At 71.9% G+C, this 18,675-nt stretch carries 19 protein-coding genes; 15 read left to right on the top strand and 4 right to left on the bottom strand.

Annotated features, from left to right (window positions below; all coding sequences use genetic code 11):
* Positions 1–324: 324 nt before the first annotated feature.
* From egtA to P3T35_RS24615, 7 genes are all read left to right on the top strand, one after another.
* On the top strand, positions 325–1,638 hold the full coding sequence (egtA, locus tag P3T35_RS24585; RefSeq protein WP_180356721.1) for an ergothioneine biosynthesis glutamate--cysteine ligase EgtA: 1,314 nt from the start codon (positions 325–327) through the stop codon (positions 1,636–1,638).
* Positions 1,632–2,969 (top strand): ergothioneine biosynthesis protein EgtB, encoded by a 1,338-nt coding sequence (egtB, locus tag P3T35_RS24590; RefSeq protein WP_101383503.1) that lies wholly within the window; start codon positions 1,632–1,634, stop codon positions 2,967–2,969. Before egtA ends, egtB begins: the two co-directional genes overlap by 7 nt.
* A complete protein-coding gene (gene egtC, locus P3T35_RS24595) occupies positions 2,969–3,766 on the top strand; it encodes an ergothioneine biosynthesis protein EgtC (RefSeq protein WP_101383502.1) in 798 nt (265 codons plus the stop codon). The genes egtB and egtC overlap by 1 nt, the downstream gene beginning before the upstream one ends.
* On the top strand, positions 3,763–4,737 hold the full coding sequence (gene egtD, locus P3T35_RS24600) for an L-histidine N(alpha)-methyltransferase (protein ID WP_101383501.1): 975 nt from the start codon (positions 3,763–3,765) through the stop codon (positions 4,735–4,737). Before egtC ends, egtD begins: the two co-directional genes overlap by 4 nt.
* 120 nt (positions 4,738–4,857) lie before the next feature.
* Positions 4,858–6,492 (top strand): alkaline phosphatase family protein, encoded by a 1,635-nt coding sequence (locus tag P3T35_RS24605; protein ID WP_280707724.1) that lies wholly within the window; start codon positions 4,858–4,860, stop codon positions 6,490–6,492.
* 167 nt (positions 6,493–6,659) lie between these two features.
* Positions 6,660–8,165, top strand: a complete 1,506-nt coding sequence (locus tag P3T35_RS24610) for a transferase (protein WP_101383500.1) — start codon at positions 6,660–6,662, stop codon at positions 8,163–8,165.
* Positions 8,166–8,275: 110 nt separating this feature from the next.
* Positions 8,276–8,980, top strand: coding sequence for a DUF4328 domain-containing protein (locus P3T35_RS24615; protein WP_101383499.1), 705 nt, complete (start codon positions 8,276–8,278; stop codon positions 8,978–8,980).
* Positions 8,981–9,023: 43 nt separating this feature from the next.
* On the opposite strand, the gene P3T35_RS24620 is transcribed toward P3T35_RS24615, so the two are convergent.
* From P3T35_RS24620 to P3T35_RS24630, 3 genes are all read right to left on the bottom strand, one after another.
* Positions 9,024–9,506 (bottom strand): hypothetical protein, encoded by a 483-nt coding sequence (locus P3T35_RS24620; protein WP_101383498.1) that lies wholly within the window; start codon positions 9,504–9,506, stop codon positions 9,024–9,026.
* 75 nt (positions 9,507–9,581) lie between these two features.
* Positions 9,582–9,917, bottom strand: coding sequence for a hypothetical protein (locus tag P3T35_RS24625; RefSeq protein ID WP_143676979.1), 336 nt, complete (start codon positions 9,915–9,917; stop codon positions 9,582–9,584).
* 39 nt (positions 9,918–9,956) lie between these two features.
* Positions 9,957–10,079, bottom strand: a complete 123-nt coding sequence (locus tag P3T35_RS24630; RefSeq protein WP_280707727.1) for a hypothetical protein — start codon at positions 10,077–10,079, stop codon at positions 9,957–9,959.
* Positions 10,080–10,163: 84 nt separating this feature from the next.
* Between P3T35_RS24630 and P3T35_RS24635 the strand changes: the two genes are divergently transcribed.
* The 3 genes from P3T35_RS24635 to P3T35_RS24645 all read left to right on the top strand — a co-directional run bounded on the left by P3T35_RS24635 (position 10,164) and on the right by P3T35_RS24645 (position 12,310).
* Positions 10,164–10,673 (top strand): hypothetical protein, encoded by a 510-nt coding sequence (locus P3T35_RS24635; RefSeq protein ID WP_101383496.1) that lies wholly within the window; start codon positions 10,164–10,166, stop codon positions 10,671–10,673.
* A gap of 84 nt (positions 10,674–10,757) precedes the next feature.
* Complete coding sequence (locus P3T35_RS24640) at positions 10,758–11,411, top strand: TetR/AcrR family transcriptional regulator (RefSeq protein ID WP_101383495.1); 654 nt, start codon at positions 10,758–10,760, stop codon at positions 11,409–11,411.
* Positions 11,408–12,310, top strand: coding sequence for a diiron oxygenase (locus P3T35_RS24645; protein ID WP_101383494.1), 903 nt, complete (start codon positions 11,408–11,410; stop codon positions 12,308–12,310). Before P3T35_RS24640 ends, P3T35_RS24645 begins: the two co-directional genes overlap by 4 nt.
* A gap of 9 nt (positions 12,311–12,319) precedes the next feature.
* Here P3T35_RS24645 and P3T35_RS24650 read toward each other — a convergent pair whose 3' ends face one another.
* On the bottom strand, positions 12,320–14,173 hold the full coding sequence (locus tag P3T35_RS24650; protein WP_101383493.1) for an NAD(P)-binding protein: 1,854 nt from the start codon (positions 14,171–14,173) through the stop codon (positions 12,320–12,322).
* 243 nt (positions 14,174–14,416) lie between these two features.
* Between P3T35_RS24650 and P3T35_RS24655 the strand changes: the two genes are divergently transcribed.
* The 5 genes from P3T35_RS24655 to P3T35_RS24675 are packed head-to-tail and all read left to right on the top strand — an operon-like array spanning position 14,417 to position 18,674.
* A complete protein-coding gene (locus P3T35_RS24655; RefSeq protein WP_101383492.1) occupies positions 14,417–15,748 on the top strand; it encodes an ATP-binding protein in 1,332 nt (443 codons plus the stop codon).
* A 59-nt stretch (positions 15,749–15,807) separates the two neighbouring features.
* Entirely contained in the window at positions 15,808–16,224 is a 417-nt protein-coding gene (locus P3T35_RS24660; protein ID WP_101383491.1) for a roadblock/LC7 domain-containing protein, read from the top strand.
* Positions 16,221–16,574 carry a DUF742 domain-containing protein gene (locus tag P3T35_RS24665; protein WP_101383490.1) on the top strand — a complete coding sequence of 118 codons (354 nt, stop codon included), beginning with the start codon at positions 16,221–16,223 and terminating at the stop codon, positions 16,572–16,574. The genes P3T35_RS24660 and P3T35_RS24665 overlap by 4 nt, the downstream gene beginning before the upstream one ends.
* Positions 16,552–17,178 carry an ATP/GTP-binding protein gene (locus tag P3T35_RS24670; RefSeq protein ID WP_101383489.1) on the top strand — a complete coding sequence of 209 codons (627 nt, stop codon included), beginning with the start codon at positions 16,552–16,554 and terminating at the stop codon, positions 17,176–17,178. Before P3T35_RS24665 ends, P3T35_RS24670 begins: the two co-directional genes overlap by 23 nt.
* Positions 17,175–18,674, top strand: coding sequence for a cytochrome P450 (locus P3T35_RS24675; protein WP_280707734.1), 1,500 nt, complete (start codon positions 17,175–17,177; stop codon positions 18,672–18,674). Before P3T35_RS24670 ends, P3T35_RS24675 begins: the two co-directional genes overlap by 4 nt.
* Position 18,675: the final 1 nt, after the last annotated feature.

Below are 18,675 nucleotides of genomic sequence, written 5' to 3' on the forward strand. Positions count from 1 at the left end.
CCCGGGGTGATCCGGGGACTCATCCCCCACTTCCATCGACTGTACGCCAAACGGGGAGAACGTCCCCACATATTTCCGCCCAGCCGCGATTGCGGCAGATGTGACTCGTCTCACCTCACCCGGTTGCCCGGGCCGACCAGCGGGAATCCAGCCGTTACGACCAGGCGTCGGGCAACTCCGAGTGACCAGTCGCAGACTTGGGCAAGTAGCGGGTTGCCCCAGCCGCCCCGAACCGGGGCCGGCACAGCACGAGGACGTGATGCAGTGAACGTCGCACGGCAATCGACCCCCTCCACCAGCGCTTCCCCGCAGGCGCCACCCACGGTGACCCCGCTGACCGAGTCCACCGCGGCGGCATATGTCGCCAGCACCTGCTTCAAGATCGGCCCTCCCACCCGGCTCGGCGTCGAGCTCGAATGGTTGGTGCACGATTCCCGTCAGCCACACAGTTCCCCCGCCCCCGAGCGAGTCGGGGCCGCTCTGGCGGCGCTCGACCTGCATCCGGACCTGTCATCGCTCCCCGGTGGTTCGCGGATCACCCGCGAACCCGGCGGCCAGGTAGAGCTCAGCTCCCCCGCCGCCGAGGACCTCACGGCGTGCATACGGACCGCCGGCCAGGACCTCGCCACCCTGCGCGCGGCCTTCGCCGCCCAGGGCCTGACTCTCGCCGGCTACGGTACCGAACCCCATCCGAGGGCCCGTCAGCTGACCCTGCGTCAACCCCGCTACCTGGCCATGGAAGAATTCTTCGGCCGCAGCGGGCCCTGGGGCAAGATCATGATGTGCGTCACGGCCTCCACCCAGGTGTGCCTGGACGCGGGCACCGAGGCGCCCGGGGCCGGCGGGTTCCGGCAGCGCTGGCAGCTGGCGCACCGGCTCGGCCCGGTGCTGGTCGCCGCGTTCGCCAACTCCCCGCTGCTGGACGGTCGCCGCACCGGCTACCGGTCCGCACGGCAGGCGGTATGGGCCCGGATGGACCCCAGCCGCACCCTGGCACCGCACGGCGGCGACCCGCGCGAGGCCTGGGCCCGCTATGTGCTGGACGCCCAACTGCTGTGCGTGCGCCGGGCCGACGGGCAGCCGTGGAACGCGCCGGCCGGGCGGACCTTCCGGGACTGGCTGCGCGGGCCGGAGGCGGACCGGCCCACGCTGGCCGACCTGGAGTACCACGCCAGCACGCTGTTCCCGCCGGTGCGACCGCGCGGCTACCTGGAGTTGCGCATGATCGACGCGCAGCCCGGCGACGGCTGGATCGTCCCGGTCGCGCTGGCCGCCGCGCTGTTCTCCGACCAGCAGGCCACCGACGCCGCGCTGGCCGCGCTCGAGCCGCTGAGCGCCGCGTCGACCGAGCCCGGGCCGCGCGGCGCCGCCTGGACCAGGGCCGCCGCCCGCGGCATGGACGACCCGGTGCTGCGGCGGGCCGCGCTGGACTGCTTCGCAGCTGCCGATGCCGCCCTCTCCCGGGCCGGGGTCGACGGGCGGATCCGGGCCGCCGTAGCCGAGTTCCGCGACCGCTACCCCGCCCGGGGCCGATGTCCCGCCGACGATCTGCTCGACACCGCCGACGATCCGAAGGACACCGCGACGGACTGCCCGGAAGACCTGCTGGGCTCCGGAGAGGACGACGCATCATGCTGAACCCCGACGCCGGCGAGGAGCGGCTGCGCGAAACCATCGCCGATGAGCTGCTGGCCGCCCGCACCCGCACCGGCCTGCTGACCGAAAGCGTGGACGACGCCGAACTGACCGCCCAGCATTCGCGGTTGATGTCACCGCTGGTCTGGGACCTGGCGCACATCGGCAACCAGGAGGAGCTCTGGCTGCTGCGCAACGTCGGCGGCCGCGACCCGATGCACCCGGAGATCGACCCGCTCTACGACGCCTTCCAGCATCCGCGCGCCGAGCGGCCGACCCTGCCGCTGCTGCCGCCCGACGAGGCCCGCCGCTATGCCGCCGAGGTGCGCGGCCGGGTGCTGGACCTGCTCGACGGGGTCGCGCTGGCCGGACCACCGCTGCTCCAGGCGGGTTTCGCGTTCGGCCTGATCGCCCAGCATGAACAGCAGCACGACGAAACCATGCTGATCACCCATCAACTGCGCACCGGTGAGGCGGTGTTGACCGCACCGGCGCCCGGACCGGCCCCCGCCGAGCGGCTCCCCGCCGAAGTCCTGGTGCCGGCCGGTCCGTTCACCATGGGCACCGACACCGAGCCGTGGGCGCTGGACAACGAGCGCCCGGCCCACCAGGTCAACCTGCCCGGGTTCGCGATCGACACCACGCCGGTGAGCAACGCCGCCTACCAGCGGTTCATCGAGGACGGCGGCTACCAGGAGCCGCGCTGGTGGAGCGCGGCCGGCTGGCAGCACTGCCGACAGGCCGAGTTGACCGCGCCGCTGTTCTGGACCAGGCAGGACGGCGTCTGGCTGCGCCGCCGTTTCGGGCGGGTGGAGCCGGTGCCGCCCGAGGAGCCGGTGCTGCACGTCACCTGGTACGAGGCCGAGGCCTACGCCCGGTGGGCGGGCCGGCGGCTGCCGACCGAGGCCGAGTGGGAGAAGGCGGCCCGCCACGACCCCGCCACCGGGCGCTCCCGGCGCTTCCCGTGGGGCGACGAACGGCCCGGCCCGGAGCACGCCAACCTCGGGCAGCGGCATCTGCAGCCCGCCCCGGTCGGCAGCTATCCGGCGGGCGAATCCCCTTACGGAGCACGGCAGTTGATCGGCGACGTGTGGGAGTGGACGGCCAGCGACTTCGCACCCTACCCGGGGTTCCGGGCCTGGCCGTACCGGGAGTACTCCCAGGTGTTCTTCGCGGGGCCCGGGCAGCCGGCCGAGTACAAGGTGCTGCGCGGCGGCAGCTTCGCGGTGGCGCCGGTCGCCTGCCGGGGCACCTTCCGCAACTGGGACTATCCGATCCGGCGGCAGATCTTCGCCGGCTTCCGGACCGCCCGCGACCTGGTGGAAGGTGACTGATGTGTCGTCACCTCGCTTACCTGGGGCTGCCGGTGAGTCCGGCCGAGGTGCTGGTGGAGCCGCCCTACGGGCTGCACCGGCAGTCCTGGTCGCCCCGGCTGCAGCGGTACGGCACGGTCAACGCGGACGGTTTCGGCCTGGGTTGGTACGCCGAGGGCGACCCGCTGCCGGCCCGCTACCGCCGCGCCGGGCCGATCTGGATGGACGAGAACTTCGCCGACCTGGCCCGGGTGGTCCGCACCCGGGCACTGCTGGCCGCCGTCCGCTCCGCCACGGTCGGAACCTCGGCTGAGCAGACCGCCGCCGCTCCCTACACCGGCGACGGCTGGCTGTTCAGCCACAACGGCCTGCTGGCCGGCTGGCCGCACGGGCTGGACGAGTTGGCCGCGCTGCTCGATCCGGCCGAGCTGCTGACCCTGGAGGCGCGCTGCGACTCCGCGCTGGTCTGGGCGCTGCTGCGCCGCCGACTGCGCACCGGACTGGCGGTCGACCAGGCGCTGGCGGCCACCGTGGCCGAGGTGGTCCGGCACACCGAGGCGCGGCTCAACCTGCTGGTCACCGACGGCCGGGTGATCGCCGCAACTGCCTGGGGGGACACGCTGTTTCACCGCTTGGAGCCCGGCCGCTCGGTGCTGGTCGCCTCCGAGCCAGGCGACGACGGCCCGGGATGGATCCCGGTGCCCGATCGATCCGTCCTGGTGGCCACCCCCGAAGCGGTGGCCGTCCACCCGCTTGACGCTGCCGTCGAAGCTCTGAGAGACCCCTCTGATTCCGGACTGCGATGGGAACTGCAATGACCGCCTTCGAGCTCACCCGACTGCTCCCCACCGACTACTTCGCCCAGGCCCTGCGCTCCGATGTGCGCCGCGGCCTGACCGCGCCCGCCAAGTGGCTGCCGCCCAAGTGGTTCTACGACAAGCGGGGCAGCGAGCTGTTCGAGGACATCACCCGACTGCCCGAGTACTACCCGACCCGGGCAGAGCGGGCCATCCTGACCGCCCGGGCCGGTGAGATCGCTGCAGCCTCCCGGGCCCGGACCCTGGTCGAGTTGGGCTCGGGCTCCTCGGAGAAGACCCGGCTGCTGCTCGACGCGCTGCGTGAACTGGGCACCCTGGAGGACTACGTGCCGGTCGACGTCAGCGAGAGCGCGCTGCGCGAGGCCGGGCGGCGGCTGGCCGTGGACTATCCGGGGCTGGCGGTGCACGGCGTGGTGAACGACTTCACCGCCGGCCTGGGGCTGCCGCACGAGGTGCACTCGCCCCGGCTGGTCGCCTTCCTGGGCGGCACCCTGGGCAACCTCGCGCCGGACGAGCGCGCCGCCTTCCTGAGGGCGCTGCGGGACGAACTCGCCCCGGGCGATGCGCTGCTGCTCGGCACCGATCTGGTCAAGGACCCGCGGGTGCTGGTCGCCGCCTACGACGACGCGGCCGGTGTCACCGCCGAGTTCGACAAGAACGTGCTCAATGTGCTCAACCGGGAGCTGGACGCGGACTTCGATCCGGCCGGCTTCCAGCACCGGGCGTACTGGGACGCCGAGCACGAGTGGATCGAGATGCGGCTGCAGTCCGTCAAAGCGCAGCGGGTCGTGATCCCCGCGGTGTCGCTCACCGTGGAGTTCGACGCGGGCGAGGAGATGCGCACCGAGATCTCCGCGAAGTTCCGCCAGGCCGGGGTGGCGGCCGAGTTGGCGGCGGCCGGGTTCCGGCTGCGGCACTGGTGGACCGACCCCGAGGGGCGGTTCGGGCTCTCGCTGGCCGAGCCGGTCTGACCGGCGCCAACGGGTGGTCGGGTAACGGGAGTTCGCATGCTGTTTGCTACACATCTCTTGTAGGGACACCGTCAAGTGCGAATGATGGCAAGCATCATCCGCTTCCCCGAGGAGTCCCTCGTGCGTCTGCCACGTCCGGCCACCCGCCTGGCGGCCACCCTTGGCCTGCTCGCCGGCCTGGTCGCCAGCGTCACCGGTTTCACCAGCGCCGCCACCGCCGCCTCGCCCGCCGCGGCAGCGGCGACGACGGCAACCGGCGTGCCACGCCCCGACCATGTGGTCATCGTGCTGTTCGAGAACACGTCGGAGAGTTCCATCGTCGGGAACTCCAGCGCCCCGTACTTCAACCAACTGGCCGGCACCGGCGCGAACTTCACCAACTCGTTCGCGATCGAGCACCCCAGCCAGCCGAACTACCTGGACCTCTTCTCGGGCTCCAACCAGGGCATCACCGACGACTCCTGCCCGCACACCTTCAGCACCGACAACGAGGCGGCCCAGCTGATCGCCAAGGGGCTGACCTTCACCGGCTACGCGGAGGACCTGCCGTCGCCGGCCACCACCTGCACCTCGGGCGACTACGCCCGCAAGCACGTGCCGTGGATCAACTTCACCAATGTGCCGGCGGCCGACACCAAGCCGTTCACCGCCTTCCCCACCGACTTCACCCAACTGCCCACGGTCTCCTGGGTGATCCCCAACCTCTGCAACGACATCCACAACTGCTCGATCTCCACCGGTGACACCTGGCTGAAGAACAACCTGGACGCCTACGTCCAGTGGGCGAAGACCCACAACAGCCTGCTGATCACCACCTTCGACGAGGACGACAGCACCACCTCGGCCAACCAGATCGCCACCTTCTTCAACGGGCAGCAGGTCAAGCCCGGCAACTACGGCGAGCAGATCGACCACTTCAGCGTGCTGCGCAGCGTCGAGGACATGTACGGCCTGCCGTACGCCGGTGCCGCCGCCCAGGCCACCCCGATCACCGATGTCTGGAACACCGGCGGCACCACCGGCAGCGTGTCGGTGACCAACCCCGGTGCGCAGAACGGCACGGTGGGCACCGCCGCCTCGCTGCAGCTCGCCGCCAACGACACCGCCGGTGGCACCCTCAGCTGGTCGGCCAGCGGTCTGCCGGCCGGGCTCTCGGTCAACTCCTCGACCGGTCTGATCAGCGGCACCCCGACCACGGCCGGCACCTACAACGTCTCGGTCACCGCCACCGACTCCACCGGTCCGAGCGGCAGCGCCTCGTTCACCTGGACCGTCGGCAGCGGCTCCACCGGCGGCTGTGCCAAGCCCGGGCAGCTGCTCGGCAACCCCGGCTTCGAGACCGGCAGCGCTTCGCCGTGGACCGCCTCCTCCGGCGTGGTCAACAGCGACCTGAGCTCCGAGCCCTCCCACTCCGGCAACTACGACGCCTGGCTCGACGGTTACGGAAGCGCCCACACCGACAAGCTGGCGCAGACCGTCACCGTCCCGGCCGGCTGCAAGGCGAGCCTGAGCTTCTGGCTGCACGTCGACACCGCCAACACCTCCGGTGCGGCACAGGACACCCTGACCGTCAAGGCGGGCTCCACCACCCTCGCCACCTACTCCAACCTGGACGCCGGCAACGGCTACGTCCAGAAGACCCTCGACGTCTCCGCCCTCGCCGGCCAGAGCGTCACCGTGACCTTCACCGGCACCGAGACCGGCAACGGCCAGACCAGCTTCGTGATCGACGACACCGCGCTCAACGCGTCCTGATCCCGGGAGGGCTGCTGCTCGTAGCAGCCCTCCCAGCCGACCCGCCTCGCCCACTCGGTGAGGCGGGTCGGTCGTGCTCTGCCCGCAGTCTGGCCCCGGCCGGTGAACCGGGGTAGTAGTACAGGGCGCGGTACGGCGCTGCTGGGGCAGGGAGGGGGTGGGTCGCGGTGTCCTCGCGGTTGCGGGCGTTCGCCCGGCTGGTCACGGCGGTCACGGTCGTCATGGCCTATGTCGCACTGCAGCTGGCGGTCAGCGCGGGCATGGACCTGCGGGCCGCCGTCCGCTTCCACGGAGCTCCGGCGCGGGCCACCGCGTTCACCGCCGCCCTGGACCGGTACGCCGGCGGGGACGCGTCCGCCCGCGCCGAAATCGTCGACGACGCCGCGTGGTTCGCGAAGCACGCCCCTTCGGGGGGCAGCCGGTCCACGGTCTCAGCCGCAGCCGCGGACGCCGAGCAGGGCCGTGTCGACTCGGCCCGCCGGCGGGTCGCGGGGCTGGCGGAGCAGGTCGCGCGGGAGCAGGCCGGTCTCGACCGGCGGCTCAACTCCTCGGGCGCGACTGCCCTGTCCTGGGCGGCACCTGCCGCGGCACTGCTGCTACCGACCCTGTGGCTGCGACGTCGTCGCCGGTCGGGCGCGGCGGAAGTCGTCGACCTGGTCAGCCGGTTCGCCGCGCGGCAGCCGAGGTGGCGGCGGCCGGTGTTCCTGGTGGCCAGCGGTGTCGGGACCACGTTCTTCACGGTGGGAACCCTCGCCGTGAGCATGGCGCAGCGGCAGGGCTACAAGATGCCGCCGGCGGTCATGGTGCTGTCGCTGGTCGGCGGCCTGTTGGCCCTGGGGGCCGGAGTTCTGATCCTGCGCTACACCCGCCCGCGCTCGGCGCGCGGCGCGGCCCAGGCCCTGCTGGCCGACGGCCGTCAACCGGTGTTGTTCCTACGCAGCTTCGCCGACGACGACACCGCGGCCCAGGTCGAGGACGTGGCACCCGTCAACATCCACTCCCGGGAGGAGCAACTCGCGGCGGCGCTGGGTGCCGTCGGCCCGGTGATCGCGGTGGGCCGCCCCGGGGAGCCGCTGCCGCTGCTGGGGGCGGCGCGGTTCTACCTGCCGCTCGACGACTGGCAGCCGACGGTACTGCGGCTGATGGAGCTGTCGCAGCTCATCGTGTTGCGCCTGGGCTCGGGCGAGAGCCTGTGGTGGGAGGTCGAGCAGGCCCGCACCACGCAGCCCGCGCGAAAGCTGGTCCTGCTGGTGCCGAGCGGGCTGCCGGGCCTGGCCGAGCGGCTGGACGAACACCTGTCGACCCCGTCCCGGCTGGCCGGGGTCGCCCTGAGGGATGCGTGGATCTCCGCCGTCATCACCTTCGACTCCGAGTGGACACCCCAGGTGCACCCGGTGGAGCCGGTGACCGGGACGGCGCGGGGTCCGCTCACCCGTGCGTGGTCCCGCGCCAAGCGGGCATCCTGGGCGATGACCCCGTACACACCCGTCCTTCTCATGGCCCGCACCCTTCAGGCCGCGTTGGCATCTGTGGGGATCCGCAGACGGAGGATGGCCTGGCGGGCCGCCCTCGCCGCCCAGATGTCATTGTGGAAGGGCTTCGGACTGGTCACGGTCCTGGCTCTGCTGTTGTGGTTGGCCTACCGGACGTTGCAGCTGCTCGGCCTTGCCTAGCACCCGGGAACCGAGTCCGTCACAACCGGGGACAGAGCGGCGCGACGCACAGTAACATCCCCTCAACCTCATGTGTACGTCCAGCCGTTGTACGACCTCCGGGGGGAAGCATGGACGGTCCACAGCAGGGCATGCCCACGGGCGTGAGCCTGGTCGGCGCAGAGCAGTACCGCAGGGTGACCGGCCCGGCTGCCGCCGCCTCGACCCTGATCCTGCTGTCGGTGGTGGGCGCGGTACTGAACACGGTGTCAGACTGGCGCAACTGCCTCGTCGTGCATGACTACCTGGCCGGTTCCGCGACGACCGCGGACCTCGACTCGGCCGACACCTTCTCGAGGGCCGTGGCGATACCGGCGCTGGTGATGTATCTGGCGGCCGGCGTGGTGTTCCTGGTCTGGCTGTGGCGAGCGCGGATCAACTCCGAGCTGTCGGGCGGTCCCGCCGCGCACCGCCGAGCCCGGGGCTGGGTGCTCGGCAGCTGGATGACCCCGGTGGCCAACCTGTGGGTCCCGTACCAGGTGGTGTCGGACATCTGGCGGGCCAGCGACCCCCGGCGACAGGTCCCACGCGACCTGATCGGCACCTGGTGGGTGCTGTTCGTCGTGGACACGGTGATCGGCCAGGCCCTCAACCGGCTCTACCTGGGCAAGACGGTCACCGAGTCGGGGCTGCGCAGCACCGCGGAGCTGTCCACCGTGAGCGCGTTGCTCGAAGTGACCTCGGGCGTCCTGATCATCCTCATCATCAACCGGATCACCAGATTGCAGACCGGGACGCTGCCCGGAGCGCTGTCACCCGCCGAGAGACACCGATAGGCCTGACGACCGAGCGCGCCTGCTGCCCCGGCGCGAGGCGTGATCAACCGCGCGCCGCGTGCTCCGGCCAGACCACCCGGACCGGTACTCCCGCGTCCCGGGCATCCTGAACGGCGTCGGCCGTCCCGCCGCCGTTGCCCGACGGCGCACTGCCGTCCCAGACCGCGACCAGCAGGTCCGCGCGCCGGACCAGCTCCTTGTTGGCGGCCTCGTACGCCTCCCGGCCGGCCGTCTCGAACGGCAGCACGACGACCTCCTCGGCCGCTGTCAGGAGCCGGTCGAAGTCCTGGGCATGCGCCGCCCGCACCTGAGCCGCGCGGTAGTCCCGCGACGGCAGCACGACCAGCAGCGAGCCGTGCGCCTCCAGCACCGCCTCGGCGAACAGGCTGTCAGCCCCCGGGGCGAGGCAGGAGATCCCAACGAGCGGCCCCCGCTGCTCGGCCAGCAGCTCGCGCAGCGCGGCCCGCACCAGGAAGGCGGTCCGCTCGGCAAGGTCCATGTGCCCGGTCACCGCCACGGTCGGCATCGCGCCCTCCCTCGTGGTCGGTGTCCGTGTGCAGGATGTGCAGATGGCAAGCCTACCGGCGGCCATGCGTTCGAGTCAGCCCCCGCCAACTCCGGTGATCTGCAGCACCACGAAGCCCAACACCACCACCGGCAACGCGAAGACGGTCCAAAAGAGGGGCACTTGGCGGCGGGTCGGCCGGGCGTGCGTCGGCAGTCGCAGGGTCACACCGGCCCAGCGGACCCCGAGCCGCTCGTACACCAGGCGCAGCCCGTAGACGAACCTGGACTCGATGACGCGCTGGAAGTTCCCTGGCGACTGCGGGGTGTCGAAGCGGACGAACCGCGGTGTCCAGTCGGCCTCGAAGTGGATCGCGCCGCGGATGGTCGCCTGGTCCCTGCCGCACCAGAACCCTGGAAGCGTAGAGCACACCGAGGCCGAGCAGCGCGAAGACACAACGGAGAGCGGAGCCTACCCGAGCACCAGCAGCACCGCGCCTCGGGCACGTGACTGGTGGTGCGGCCCGAGATCGAGGTGCTCGACGGCTTCCGGCATCGACATCTCCCCCGTCGGCAGCAATAGCTGATGCTTCATCAGCGTGCTCGCTGCCAGGGAAGGACAGCAACCCGTTCGGGGAAAACACTGCACATCAGCCGCTCGATGACTCATCATGAGCGCATGACGGCCATCCGTGACTCGCTCTGGAACGAAGCCGTTGGCCCTGCCAACTATTCTTCTGCCACGGACAGTTACCAGCGAGCGGTACTCGACCAGTACAAGATCTGCGTGGAGATGGCCGATCGGGTCAGCGCCCGGCGGAACCTCACCAACACCTTCTTCCTCTCCCTCAACAGCACCGTGGTCGCGGTGATCGCCGGCATCGCGGGCGACAAGCTCGCCTCCACCTCGGTCTGGCTGCTCCTGGCCGGGCTGGCGATCCTGCTCACCCAGTGCCTGGCCTGGTCCGCCACCGTGCGCTCCTACCGCCAGCTCAACGCCGCCAAGTACGACGTGATCGGCGCCCTTGAGGAGCGACTTCCCGCCTACGCGTACTCCCGGGCCGAGTGGGTCGCGCTCGGGGAGGGGCACGACTGGCGCAAGTACCTGCCCCTGACCAAGGTCGAGCAGTGGATCCCGATCACCTTCGCGGTGGCCTATCTGGTCGGCTTCCTCGCCGTGGCGGCCTGAGCCATCCCGGTGCCGCCGCAGCCCCGTTGGCGTCTTCACCCCTGGGCATTGCTGAAGCACTGAATCACTGCTTCACTTCTTGCCGTGGCCTACCGGAAGACTCCTGCCGTCCAAGCCCGGCTCGACGCGCAGCGCGATGCCGTGCTCGCCGCCGCCACCGAGCTGCTGGCCGAACGCGGTTATGCCGCTTGCTCGGTGGCGGCCGTGGCAGAGCGCGCCGGGATCGCGACCGGCAGCGTGTACCGGTCGTTTCCCAGCAAGGCCGAGCTGGTGGCCGAGCTGTTCCGCACCGTGGTCGGCCGGGAGGTGGAGGCCGTGCGGGCCGCCGCCGCCCGCGACTACGGGGGCGACCAGCATGCCCAAGTCGCCACGGTGATCCGGGTCTTCGCAGGACGCGCGCTCGGCGCACCGCGGCTGGCCTACGCCCTGCTCGCCGAGCCGGTCGACCCCGAGGTGGAGGCGGAGCGCCTGGTGTTCCGCAGCGCGTTCCGGGACGTGATCGCGGCGGCGATCACATCGGGCGTCGAAGCCGGCCGACTGCCGTGCCAGGACCCGGAGTTGACCGCCGCGCTGCTGGTCGGCGGGATCGGCGAGGCACTGGTCGGCCCGCTTGCCGACGGCCGGGCGCCCGACGACCTGATCCCCGCCCTGATCACCTTCTCGCTGCGGGCCCTCGGCTCCGCGACCGCCGAGGAGACCTCCCCCACCCGCCTCGCACCGACCGGAGCGACCCCGTGACCACGGACTCCCAAGCCCTTTCGGACCGCGAACGCAACGCCGAGCGCCTGCTGCGCACCTCGGCCAAGCACTCCTACGACCCGATGACCGAGATCGACTGGGCGGCGCCCATCGATCCGAACCAGTTCGCCCTGCCGCCGCACCGGGTCACGCTCTACGGCACCGAGCAGTGGCAGCAGTTGACGTCTCGTCAGCAGGCCGAGCTGAGCACCCGGCAGCTGGCCAGCACCATGACAGCCGGGATCTGGTTCGAGATCCTGCTGATGAACGGCCTGATCCGGCACGTCTACGGCCAGGACCTCACCACCCGGCACGCGCAGTACGCGCTCACCGAGGTGGCCGACGAGTGCCGGCACTCCACCATGTTCGCCGAGTACATCAGGAAGACCGGGTACCCCACCGCCCGGCCGTCCCGCCGGGCCGACCTGCGCGGGCGGTTCTACCTTCAGCTCAACGACATCACGCTGACGCTGGCCGGGGCGATATTCGTCGAGGAGTTCACCGACGCCATGCAGCGGGAGATGATGCGGGACGAGAGCCTGCAGCCGCTGGCCCGCGCGACCGCCCGGATCCATGTGGTCGAGGAGGCCCGGCACATCGGCTTCGCCAAGCCCGAACTGGCCCGCCGCTGGGGCCGGATGACCCCGGCCCGGCGTGCGCTGTTCCGCCGGGTGCTGGCCTTCCTGGCGAGCGAGTCGGTGCGCGAGTGCGTGCACCCCCGGGTCTACACGCTGACCGGCCTGGACGCGGAGGCCGCCAAGCGGGCCGCCCGCGCCAACCCGCACTGGCAGCGGGCCCGGGTGGACTGGGCGCGCAAGGCGGTCGACTACTTCACCGACTTGGGCATCATCGACGCGAGCACCGCCCCCGCCTGGCGGCGCGCCCATCTGCTGCGCTGACCCGCATCGTCACGCGTCCAGCGAAACCGGTTCCGGGGCGGCCCGGTTGAGCTGGGCCAGGCCGTTGCGGGTGGCGACCACCACCACCCGGTCGCCGGCGGCCAGGCCCCGGCTGCGGTCGGCGTAGCCCCACTGGTAGGTGCCCGGCGACCGGGCCAGCCGGACCGCGATCACCCGCAGGCCGCCGAGTGCCTCGATGTCGTTGCGACTCATGCCGACCAGGGCACCGCCGGGCTCCGCGGTCAACTCGGCGATCAGCAGCACATGGCGGAAGACCGACAGGGTGCCCAGCACCTCCCGCCCCATCAGCGCCGCGGCGAAGGCCGGAGCCGCCAGGTAGGAGACCGAGCGGGAGGCCACATTGCCCAGGGTGGCGTAGACGTGCCTGGCGAAGTCGTCGTCGAAGAGGCGCACGACGATCCGGACGTTCTCCCGCAGCGCCCGGGCCTCCAGCGCGGCCTCCAGGTTGACCGCGTCGTCGTTGGTGACCGCGACCACGGCGCGGGCGTGCTTGGCCCGAGCGACGCGCAACCGGTCGGCCAGCGGACCGTCGCCGACCACCACGGGAACACCGAGGGCGCGCATCGCCGCCACCCCGGCAGCCTGCGGGTCCAGTTCCACGCCCGCCACCGGCACGCCGAGTTCGGCCAGCAGCGTGGCCACCCGGGTGCCGACGTTGCCCAGGCCGACCACGATCACATGCCCGCGCAGGCCCGCGCTCGGACTGCGCGGCAGCCCGCGCCTCCCGGAGGCCAGCACATCCACCACGATCGCGGTGAGCACCGGCAGCAGCGCGATCCCACTGAAGGTGATCACGACTTGGGCCAGCCGCTGCACCGGGCCGCCGGTGCCGCCGGTCGGGTCGTTCATCTGGTCCGGCTGGGCTGAGCCCGCCGCGTCCAGCAGGGAGAGGTAGGCCGTCCAGCCGGGGCTGCGGTTGTAGTGGTAGATCACCACCGAGGAGGCCAGGATCGCGGCGAACGCGGTGCAGAGCACCAGGCGGATCCGGGCGCTGGTGAAGAACCGCAGGGTGTCCAGGAACCGGTAGCGCAGCCGGGACAGCAGCGGGACCCGCAGCCGGGGCTCGGTGGGCAGGGTCTGCAGCACCGCCAGGCCGTCCTGCTCCGGCTCGGGCTGCTCCGCCGTGCCGTCCGCCGCCTGGCCCGGCCCGGGCGCGGCCCCCACCATGCCCTCGACGGCTTCGGCCAGATCGATGAACGGCCGGGCGGCGGACGGGGTTTCGGGCAGCAGCCGCAGCCGGTCAAGGTTCTGCCGGTCGATCCGGTCGGCGGCCACGCACAGGTGCCCGGCGCCGGCGGCCGGGTCGTAGTCGTAGGCCACGTAGAGGTAGCGGTCGCCGACCAGCACCGAGTTGGGGCGGCTCAGCGCGCCGTTGGCGAAGGCCGGCGCGGCGGTGGCCGAGCCGGACAGTGCGGCGCAGTTGGTCAGCAGCGACTGGATCTGCTCACCGAGGCGCTGGTTGAACATCCGCAGCACGATCCGGATCTCCCGGTTCATGCCCTGCGCGCTCAGTGCGGCGTGGATGTTGGCCTGGTCGTCGCCGTCCACCAGGGCGATCCCGCGGGCGGTGGCGGCGCCGGCGGCGACCAGCGCCTCCTGGGTGACGCTGGTGTACTCCAGCACCGCCGTCACCCCGTCGAGCTGCTCGATGCGCGGTCCGTGGTCCCTGCCGAGGTCCGGCACGATCGCCACCACCGGGACCTGGTAGTGCTCGATGAGCTCCGCGATCAGGCGGTGGGCCAGGGCGTTGCCCCCGCAGACGATGTAGTGGTCGGCGAACGAGAACGCTCCCGGTGCCACCCCCGGCAGTTCGGTGAGCGGGTCGGGCAGCGGTTCGGGCACGGCTCGGTCCCCCCGTGGGCCTCGGTCATGGGTCGGATGGTAACCCCTGGCCCTGGCTGAGCCGACCGATCGAATCCAGCCGGTGGGTTAACAATTAGATCGTCAGGTGACAGTCTGATGCGTACTTCTGACATTCAGTCGTCAATATGGTTGGATGAACGGAACTTCGCGCTCAGCAGCCAGTGCCCGTCTGCTCCGGTGCTACGTCGGTAGGGCAGTGAACCGTCCGCCCGTGCAAGGAACTTGATGTCGCAGATACCGCAGGCGGTGACTTGGTGCCTGGGCGCCGGGCTGCTGCTGGCCCTCCTGATGCTCGTTCGACAGTGGCGGCTGGCCCGCAACCGGGCTACCGCACTGGCCGGGCTGGAGGCCGCGCTGCGGGCCCGGGACGAGGAGGCGCACCGGCTGGCGACCGTCCGGCTGCCCGCCCTGATGCACTCCACCGTCGCCCACCCGGCCGCCACCGAACCGCTGCTGGCCGGAACCGGCTATGAGCAGAGCCTGCGGCAGGTGGCCGACCAGTTCGGCAGCGCCGTCGAACGGGCCGAGCTGCGCGCCGACCAGAACGCCAAGGCCGCGCTGAAGGGCGCGATGCGGGCCCTGCAGGGGCTGGCGAACGAGCAGCAGGTGGCGATCTCCGAGATGCAGGAGCGCCACGACCACCCCGCGGTGCTGCGCGACCTGTTGGAGATCGACCACACCAACTCCCAGTTCGGCCGCCGCGCCCAGGCCATCGCAGTGCTCTGCGGCTCCTGGCCGGGTCGGCAGCGTGCCGCCTCCTCGCTGAGCGACGTGGTGCGCGGCGCCAAGTCGCGGGTCCGCGACTACAAGCGGATCGAGATCCGCACCCAGGTCGAACTGGCGGTGACCAGCCGGGCGGTGGAGCCGGTGGTGCTCGCGGTGGCGGAGCTGCTGGACAACGCGGCCCGGCACTCGCAACCCAACACCCAGGTCGAGGTCAATCTGCAGCCGGCCCACCACGGCGCCTGCGTCGTGATCGACGACGCGGGTGTCGGCATGGACCCGCGCGAGATCGAGCTGGCCGGCCAACTGCTCAGCGGGCAGCGCTCGGTGGACGTCACCCGGCTCGGCGATCCGCCGCAGTTCGGCTTCGCGGTGATCGGTGTGCTGGCGGCGCGGTACGGCTTCAGCGTCTCGGTGGACACCCGCTCGCCGTACGGCGGCGTGCGCGCGGTGCTCTTCCTGCCGACCGACCTGCTCACCCAGATCACCCCCGACGTCGAGCCGAGCGCCGCCCGGGACCTGCTGGACGTCCGCGAGCCGGCCCCCGAGCGGGCGCCCCGCAGCGCCGTTCCGCAGCCCGCCGCCCCGCAGTTCACCGCCCCGCCCGCCGCAGCTCCGCGCACCGCCGGCGGGCTGCCCAAGCGCCGCCGCCGCGAGCCGCTCCCGGAGGCCGCCCTCGCCCAGGACGCCACCGCCACCCCGGCCGACCAGTCCCCCGACCAGTCCCCCGCCGACTGGGCCCGGGACGCCGAGGCCACCGCCCAGCGGCTCGGCGCCTTCGCCCGCGGCACCCGGGCCGGACGCGCGCCCGAATCCGATACGCACAGCTGATCCCCCGCGGCTGCCCCCGAACGCCCAGCCGCCGCCCGCACCGCTGCTAGGAGAGCTCGATGAACAGCCACCCCGCCGCCAACGACCTGGGCTGGATGCTCGATGACGTGCTGATGGTCCCGCACGCCCGGCACGCCATCCTGCTCTCGGCCGACGGCCTGCTGCGCGCCCACTCCGCCGGAATCACCCGCGACGAGGCGGACCGGCAGGCCGCCGCGCTCGCCGGTGTGCAGTCGATCAGCCGCAGCACCTCCGGGTTCCTCGGCGGCGAGTCCGGCCCCTGGCGGCAGAGCCTGATCGAGTTCGCCGGCGGCTACGTCTTCCTGGTGGCGGCCGGCCCGGGCGCCTATCTCGCCGTCTCCGCCGGGGAGTCGGTGGACATGGAGGCGGTCAGCTACCGGATGCAGAAGCTGGTCGACCGGCTGGGCAAGGAACTCGGCACGCCGCCGCGGCAGGACGCGGGGGCAGTGCGGTGAGCCCGCGCCGGGAGCAGGGTCTGGTCCGGCCGTATGTGGTCACCAACGGCCGTTCGGAGCCGTCCCGCAACACCTTCGACCTGGTCACCCTGGTCAGCGGGGTGCCCGGCCGGCCGTTGCAAGGGCTGAATCCCGAACAGCGGCGGCTGGTGGCCCTGGTGAGCCGCGGCTCGCTGTCGCTGGCCGAGGTCGCCGCGCACCTGCGGCTGCCGGTCAGCGTCACCAAGGTGCTGCTCGGCGATCTGGTCGACAGCGGCCACCTCCTCACCCGGGCCGCCATTCCGCGGGCCCAACTCCCCGCGTCCCAGCTGCTGCAGGAGGTTCTGGATGGGCTCCGTGCCCGGCTCTGAGGTCGGCGGCCTCGAAACGGCAGAGGTCAGCTACCTCGGCGAGGGGGTGCAGACCGCCGTCAAACTGCTGGTCACCGGCCACTTCGCGGTCGGCAAGACCACTTTCGTCGGTACCCTGTCGGAGATCGAGCCGCTGCGTACCGAGGAGCCGATGACCGAGGCGAGCGTGCTGGTTGACGACCTGACCGGGGTGCCGAACAAGCAGACCACCACGGTCGCCATGGACTTCGGCCGTCTGACGCTCAGTCAGTCTCTCGTCCTCTACCTGTTCGGGGCACCCGGGCAACAGCGGTTCACCCCGCTCTGGCGGGACATGGCACTGGGTGCGCTGGGTGCGCTGGTGCTGGCCGACACCCGGCGGCTGGAGCACTCGTTCCCGGTGATGGACCTGCTGGAGGAGCACGGGCTGCCATACGCGGTGGCGGTCAACCGGTTCGACGGCGCACCCGAGTTCGCCGAGGAGGAGCTGCGCGAGGCCCTCGACCTGCTGCCCAGCACGCCGCTGGTCAGCTGCGACGCCCGCGACCCGGCCTCGGCCACCCAGGCGCTGATCTCGCTCGTGGAATACCTGATCGGCACCGAAGCCCGTCTGGAGCATGCGTGAACGACCTCTCCTCCCCCGACCTCCCGCCCGGCCTCCCCTCAGCCGACCTGACCCCGCCCCCCGGCTGCCCCGCACACCGAGGCGGAACCCCGCTGTACGGACCGGAGTTCACCGAGAACCCGACCGCGGTCTACGCCCGGCTGCGGGCCACCGAGGGCCCGCTGGCCGCCGTCGAGCTCTACCCGGGCGTGACCGCGACCCTGGCGCTGGGCTACCAGGCGGCATTGGACGTGCTGCGCACCACCGAGACCTTCACCAAGGACGCGCGCCGCTGGAAGGGCCTGGCAGACGGCCGCGTGGCACCGGACAGCCCGGCCGTGCCCATGATGGCCTTCCGGCCCAACTGCTTCTTCGCGGACGGCGAGCGGCACGAGCGGCTGCGCGGCGCGGTGACCGACTCGCTGGACCGGATCGACCCCAATGCGCTGCGCGGCCAGGTCGAGCGCGTCGCCGACCGGCTGATCGACACCTTCGCCGGGCGCGGCGACGCCGACCTGGTGGCCGACTACGCCCGTCCGCTGCCGCTCCTGATCTTCAACGAACTCTTCGGCTGCCCCGCGCACTTGGGCGATCGCCTGGTGCGCGGCATGGCCGCGATGTTCGACGGCACCGACCCGGAGTGGGCCGACCAGGAGGTCACCGACGTCCTGCTGCAGCTGGTGGCACTCAAGCGCGCCTTCCCGGGCAGCGATGTCACGAGCTGGATGATGGCCCATCAGGCGGCCTTGAACGACGAGGAGATGCTGCACCAGCTGGTGGTGCTGATGGGTGCCGGCACCGAGCCGGAGCTCAACCTGATCTGCAACTCGCTGCGGCTGCTGCTCACCGACGACCGGTTCGCCGGCGACCTGGCGGGCGGCAGCCTGCCGGTCGAGGACGCCCTCGACGAAGTGCTGTGGACCGACCCGCCGGTGGCCAACTTCGCGGTGCACTTCCCGGTGCGCGACGTCGAACTGGCCGGCCACCTGCTGCCCGAGGGCGAGCCGGTGGTGATCAGCTTCGCGGCTGCCAACAACGACCCGGCCCTGGAAGGCAGTTCGCGCACCGGCAACCGCGCCCACCTGGCCTGGAGCGCCGGGCCGCACGCCTGCCCGGCACAGGGCCACGCCCGGCTGATCGCCACGGTCGCCGTGGAGCGGCTGCTGGACCGCCTGCCGGACCTCGAACTCGGCGTCAAGCCGGATGAACTCGTCTGGCGCCCGGGTCCGTTCCACCGGGCGCTGGCCGCGCTGCCGGTGCGGTTCCCGCCGGTCACCATGACCACCCCGCACCTGGCACCCGCAGTCCTCACCCCTGTTGTCCCCGTTCCCGCAGTACCCGGATCCGTTCTCCCCGGATCCGCTGATGCCTCAGGAGGCCGTACATGGAACCCGACCGCTGCCCCTTCCGGCTCGACACCAGCGGTACCGACATCCACGGCGAGGCCCGGCGGATCCACCAGGACGGGCCGGTGGCCCAGGTGGAGCTCCCTGGTGGCGTGGTGGCGTGGTCGGTAGG

Origin of the sequence: Kitasatospora sp. GP30 (assembly GCF_029892145.1) — a bacterium.
Lineage (GTDB): Bacteria > Actinomycetota > Actinomycetes > Streptomycetales > Streptomycetaceae > Kitasatospora > Kitasatospora acidiphila.

What these genes read in the sequence shown, in the direction of transcription:
- egtB (WP_101383503.1), top strand. Translation starts at nt 1,632, where the DNA reads ATGCTGAACCCCGACGCCGGCGAGGAGCGGCTGCGCGAAACCATCGCC.
- egtC (WP_101383502.1), top strand. Translation starts at nt 2,969, where the DNA reads ATGTGTCGTCACCTCGCTTACCTGGGGCTGCCGGTGAGTCCGGCCGAG.
- egtD (WP_101383501.1), top strand. Translation starts at nt 3,763, where the DNA reads ATGACCGCCTTCGAGCTCACCCGACTGCTCCCCACCGACTACTTCGCC.
- P3T35_RS24615 (WP_101383499.1), top strand. Translation starts at nt 8,276, where the DNA reads ATGGACGGTCCACAGCAGGGCATGCCCACGGGCGTGAGCCTGGTCGGC.
- P3T35_RS24620 (WP_101383498.1), bottom strand. Translation starts at nt 9,506, where the DNA reads ATGCCGACCGTGGCGGTGACCGGGCACATGGACCTTGCCGAGCGGACC.
- P3T35_RS24630 (WP_280707727.1), bottom strand. Translation starts at nt 10,079, where the DNA reads ATGAAGCATCAGCTATTGCTGCCGACGGGGGAGATGTCGATGCCGGAA.
- P3T35_RS24635 (WP_101383496.1), top strand. Translation starts at nt 10,164, where the DNA reads ATGACGGCCATCCGTGACTCGCTCTGGAACGAAGCCGTTGGCCCTGCC.
- P3T35_RS24660 (WP_101383491.1), top strand. Translation starts at nt 15,808, where the DNA reads ATGAACAGCCACCCCGCCGCCAACGACCTGGGCTGGATGCTCGATGAC.
- P3T35_RS24670 (WP_101383489.1), top strand. Translation starts at nt 16,552, where the DNA reads ATGGGCTCCGTGCCCGGCTCTGAGGTCGGCGGCCTCGAAACGGCAGAG.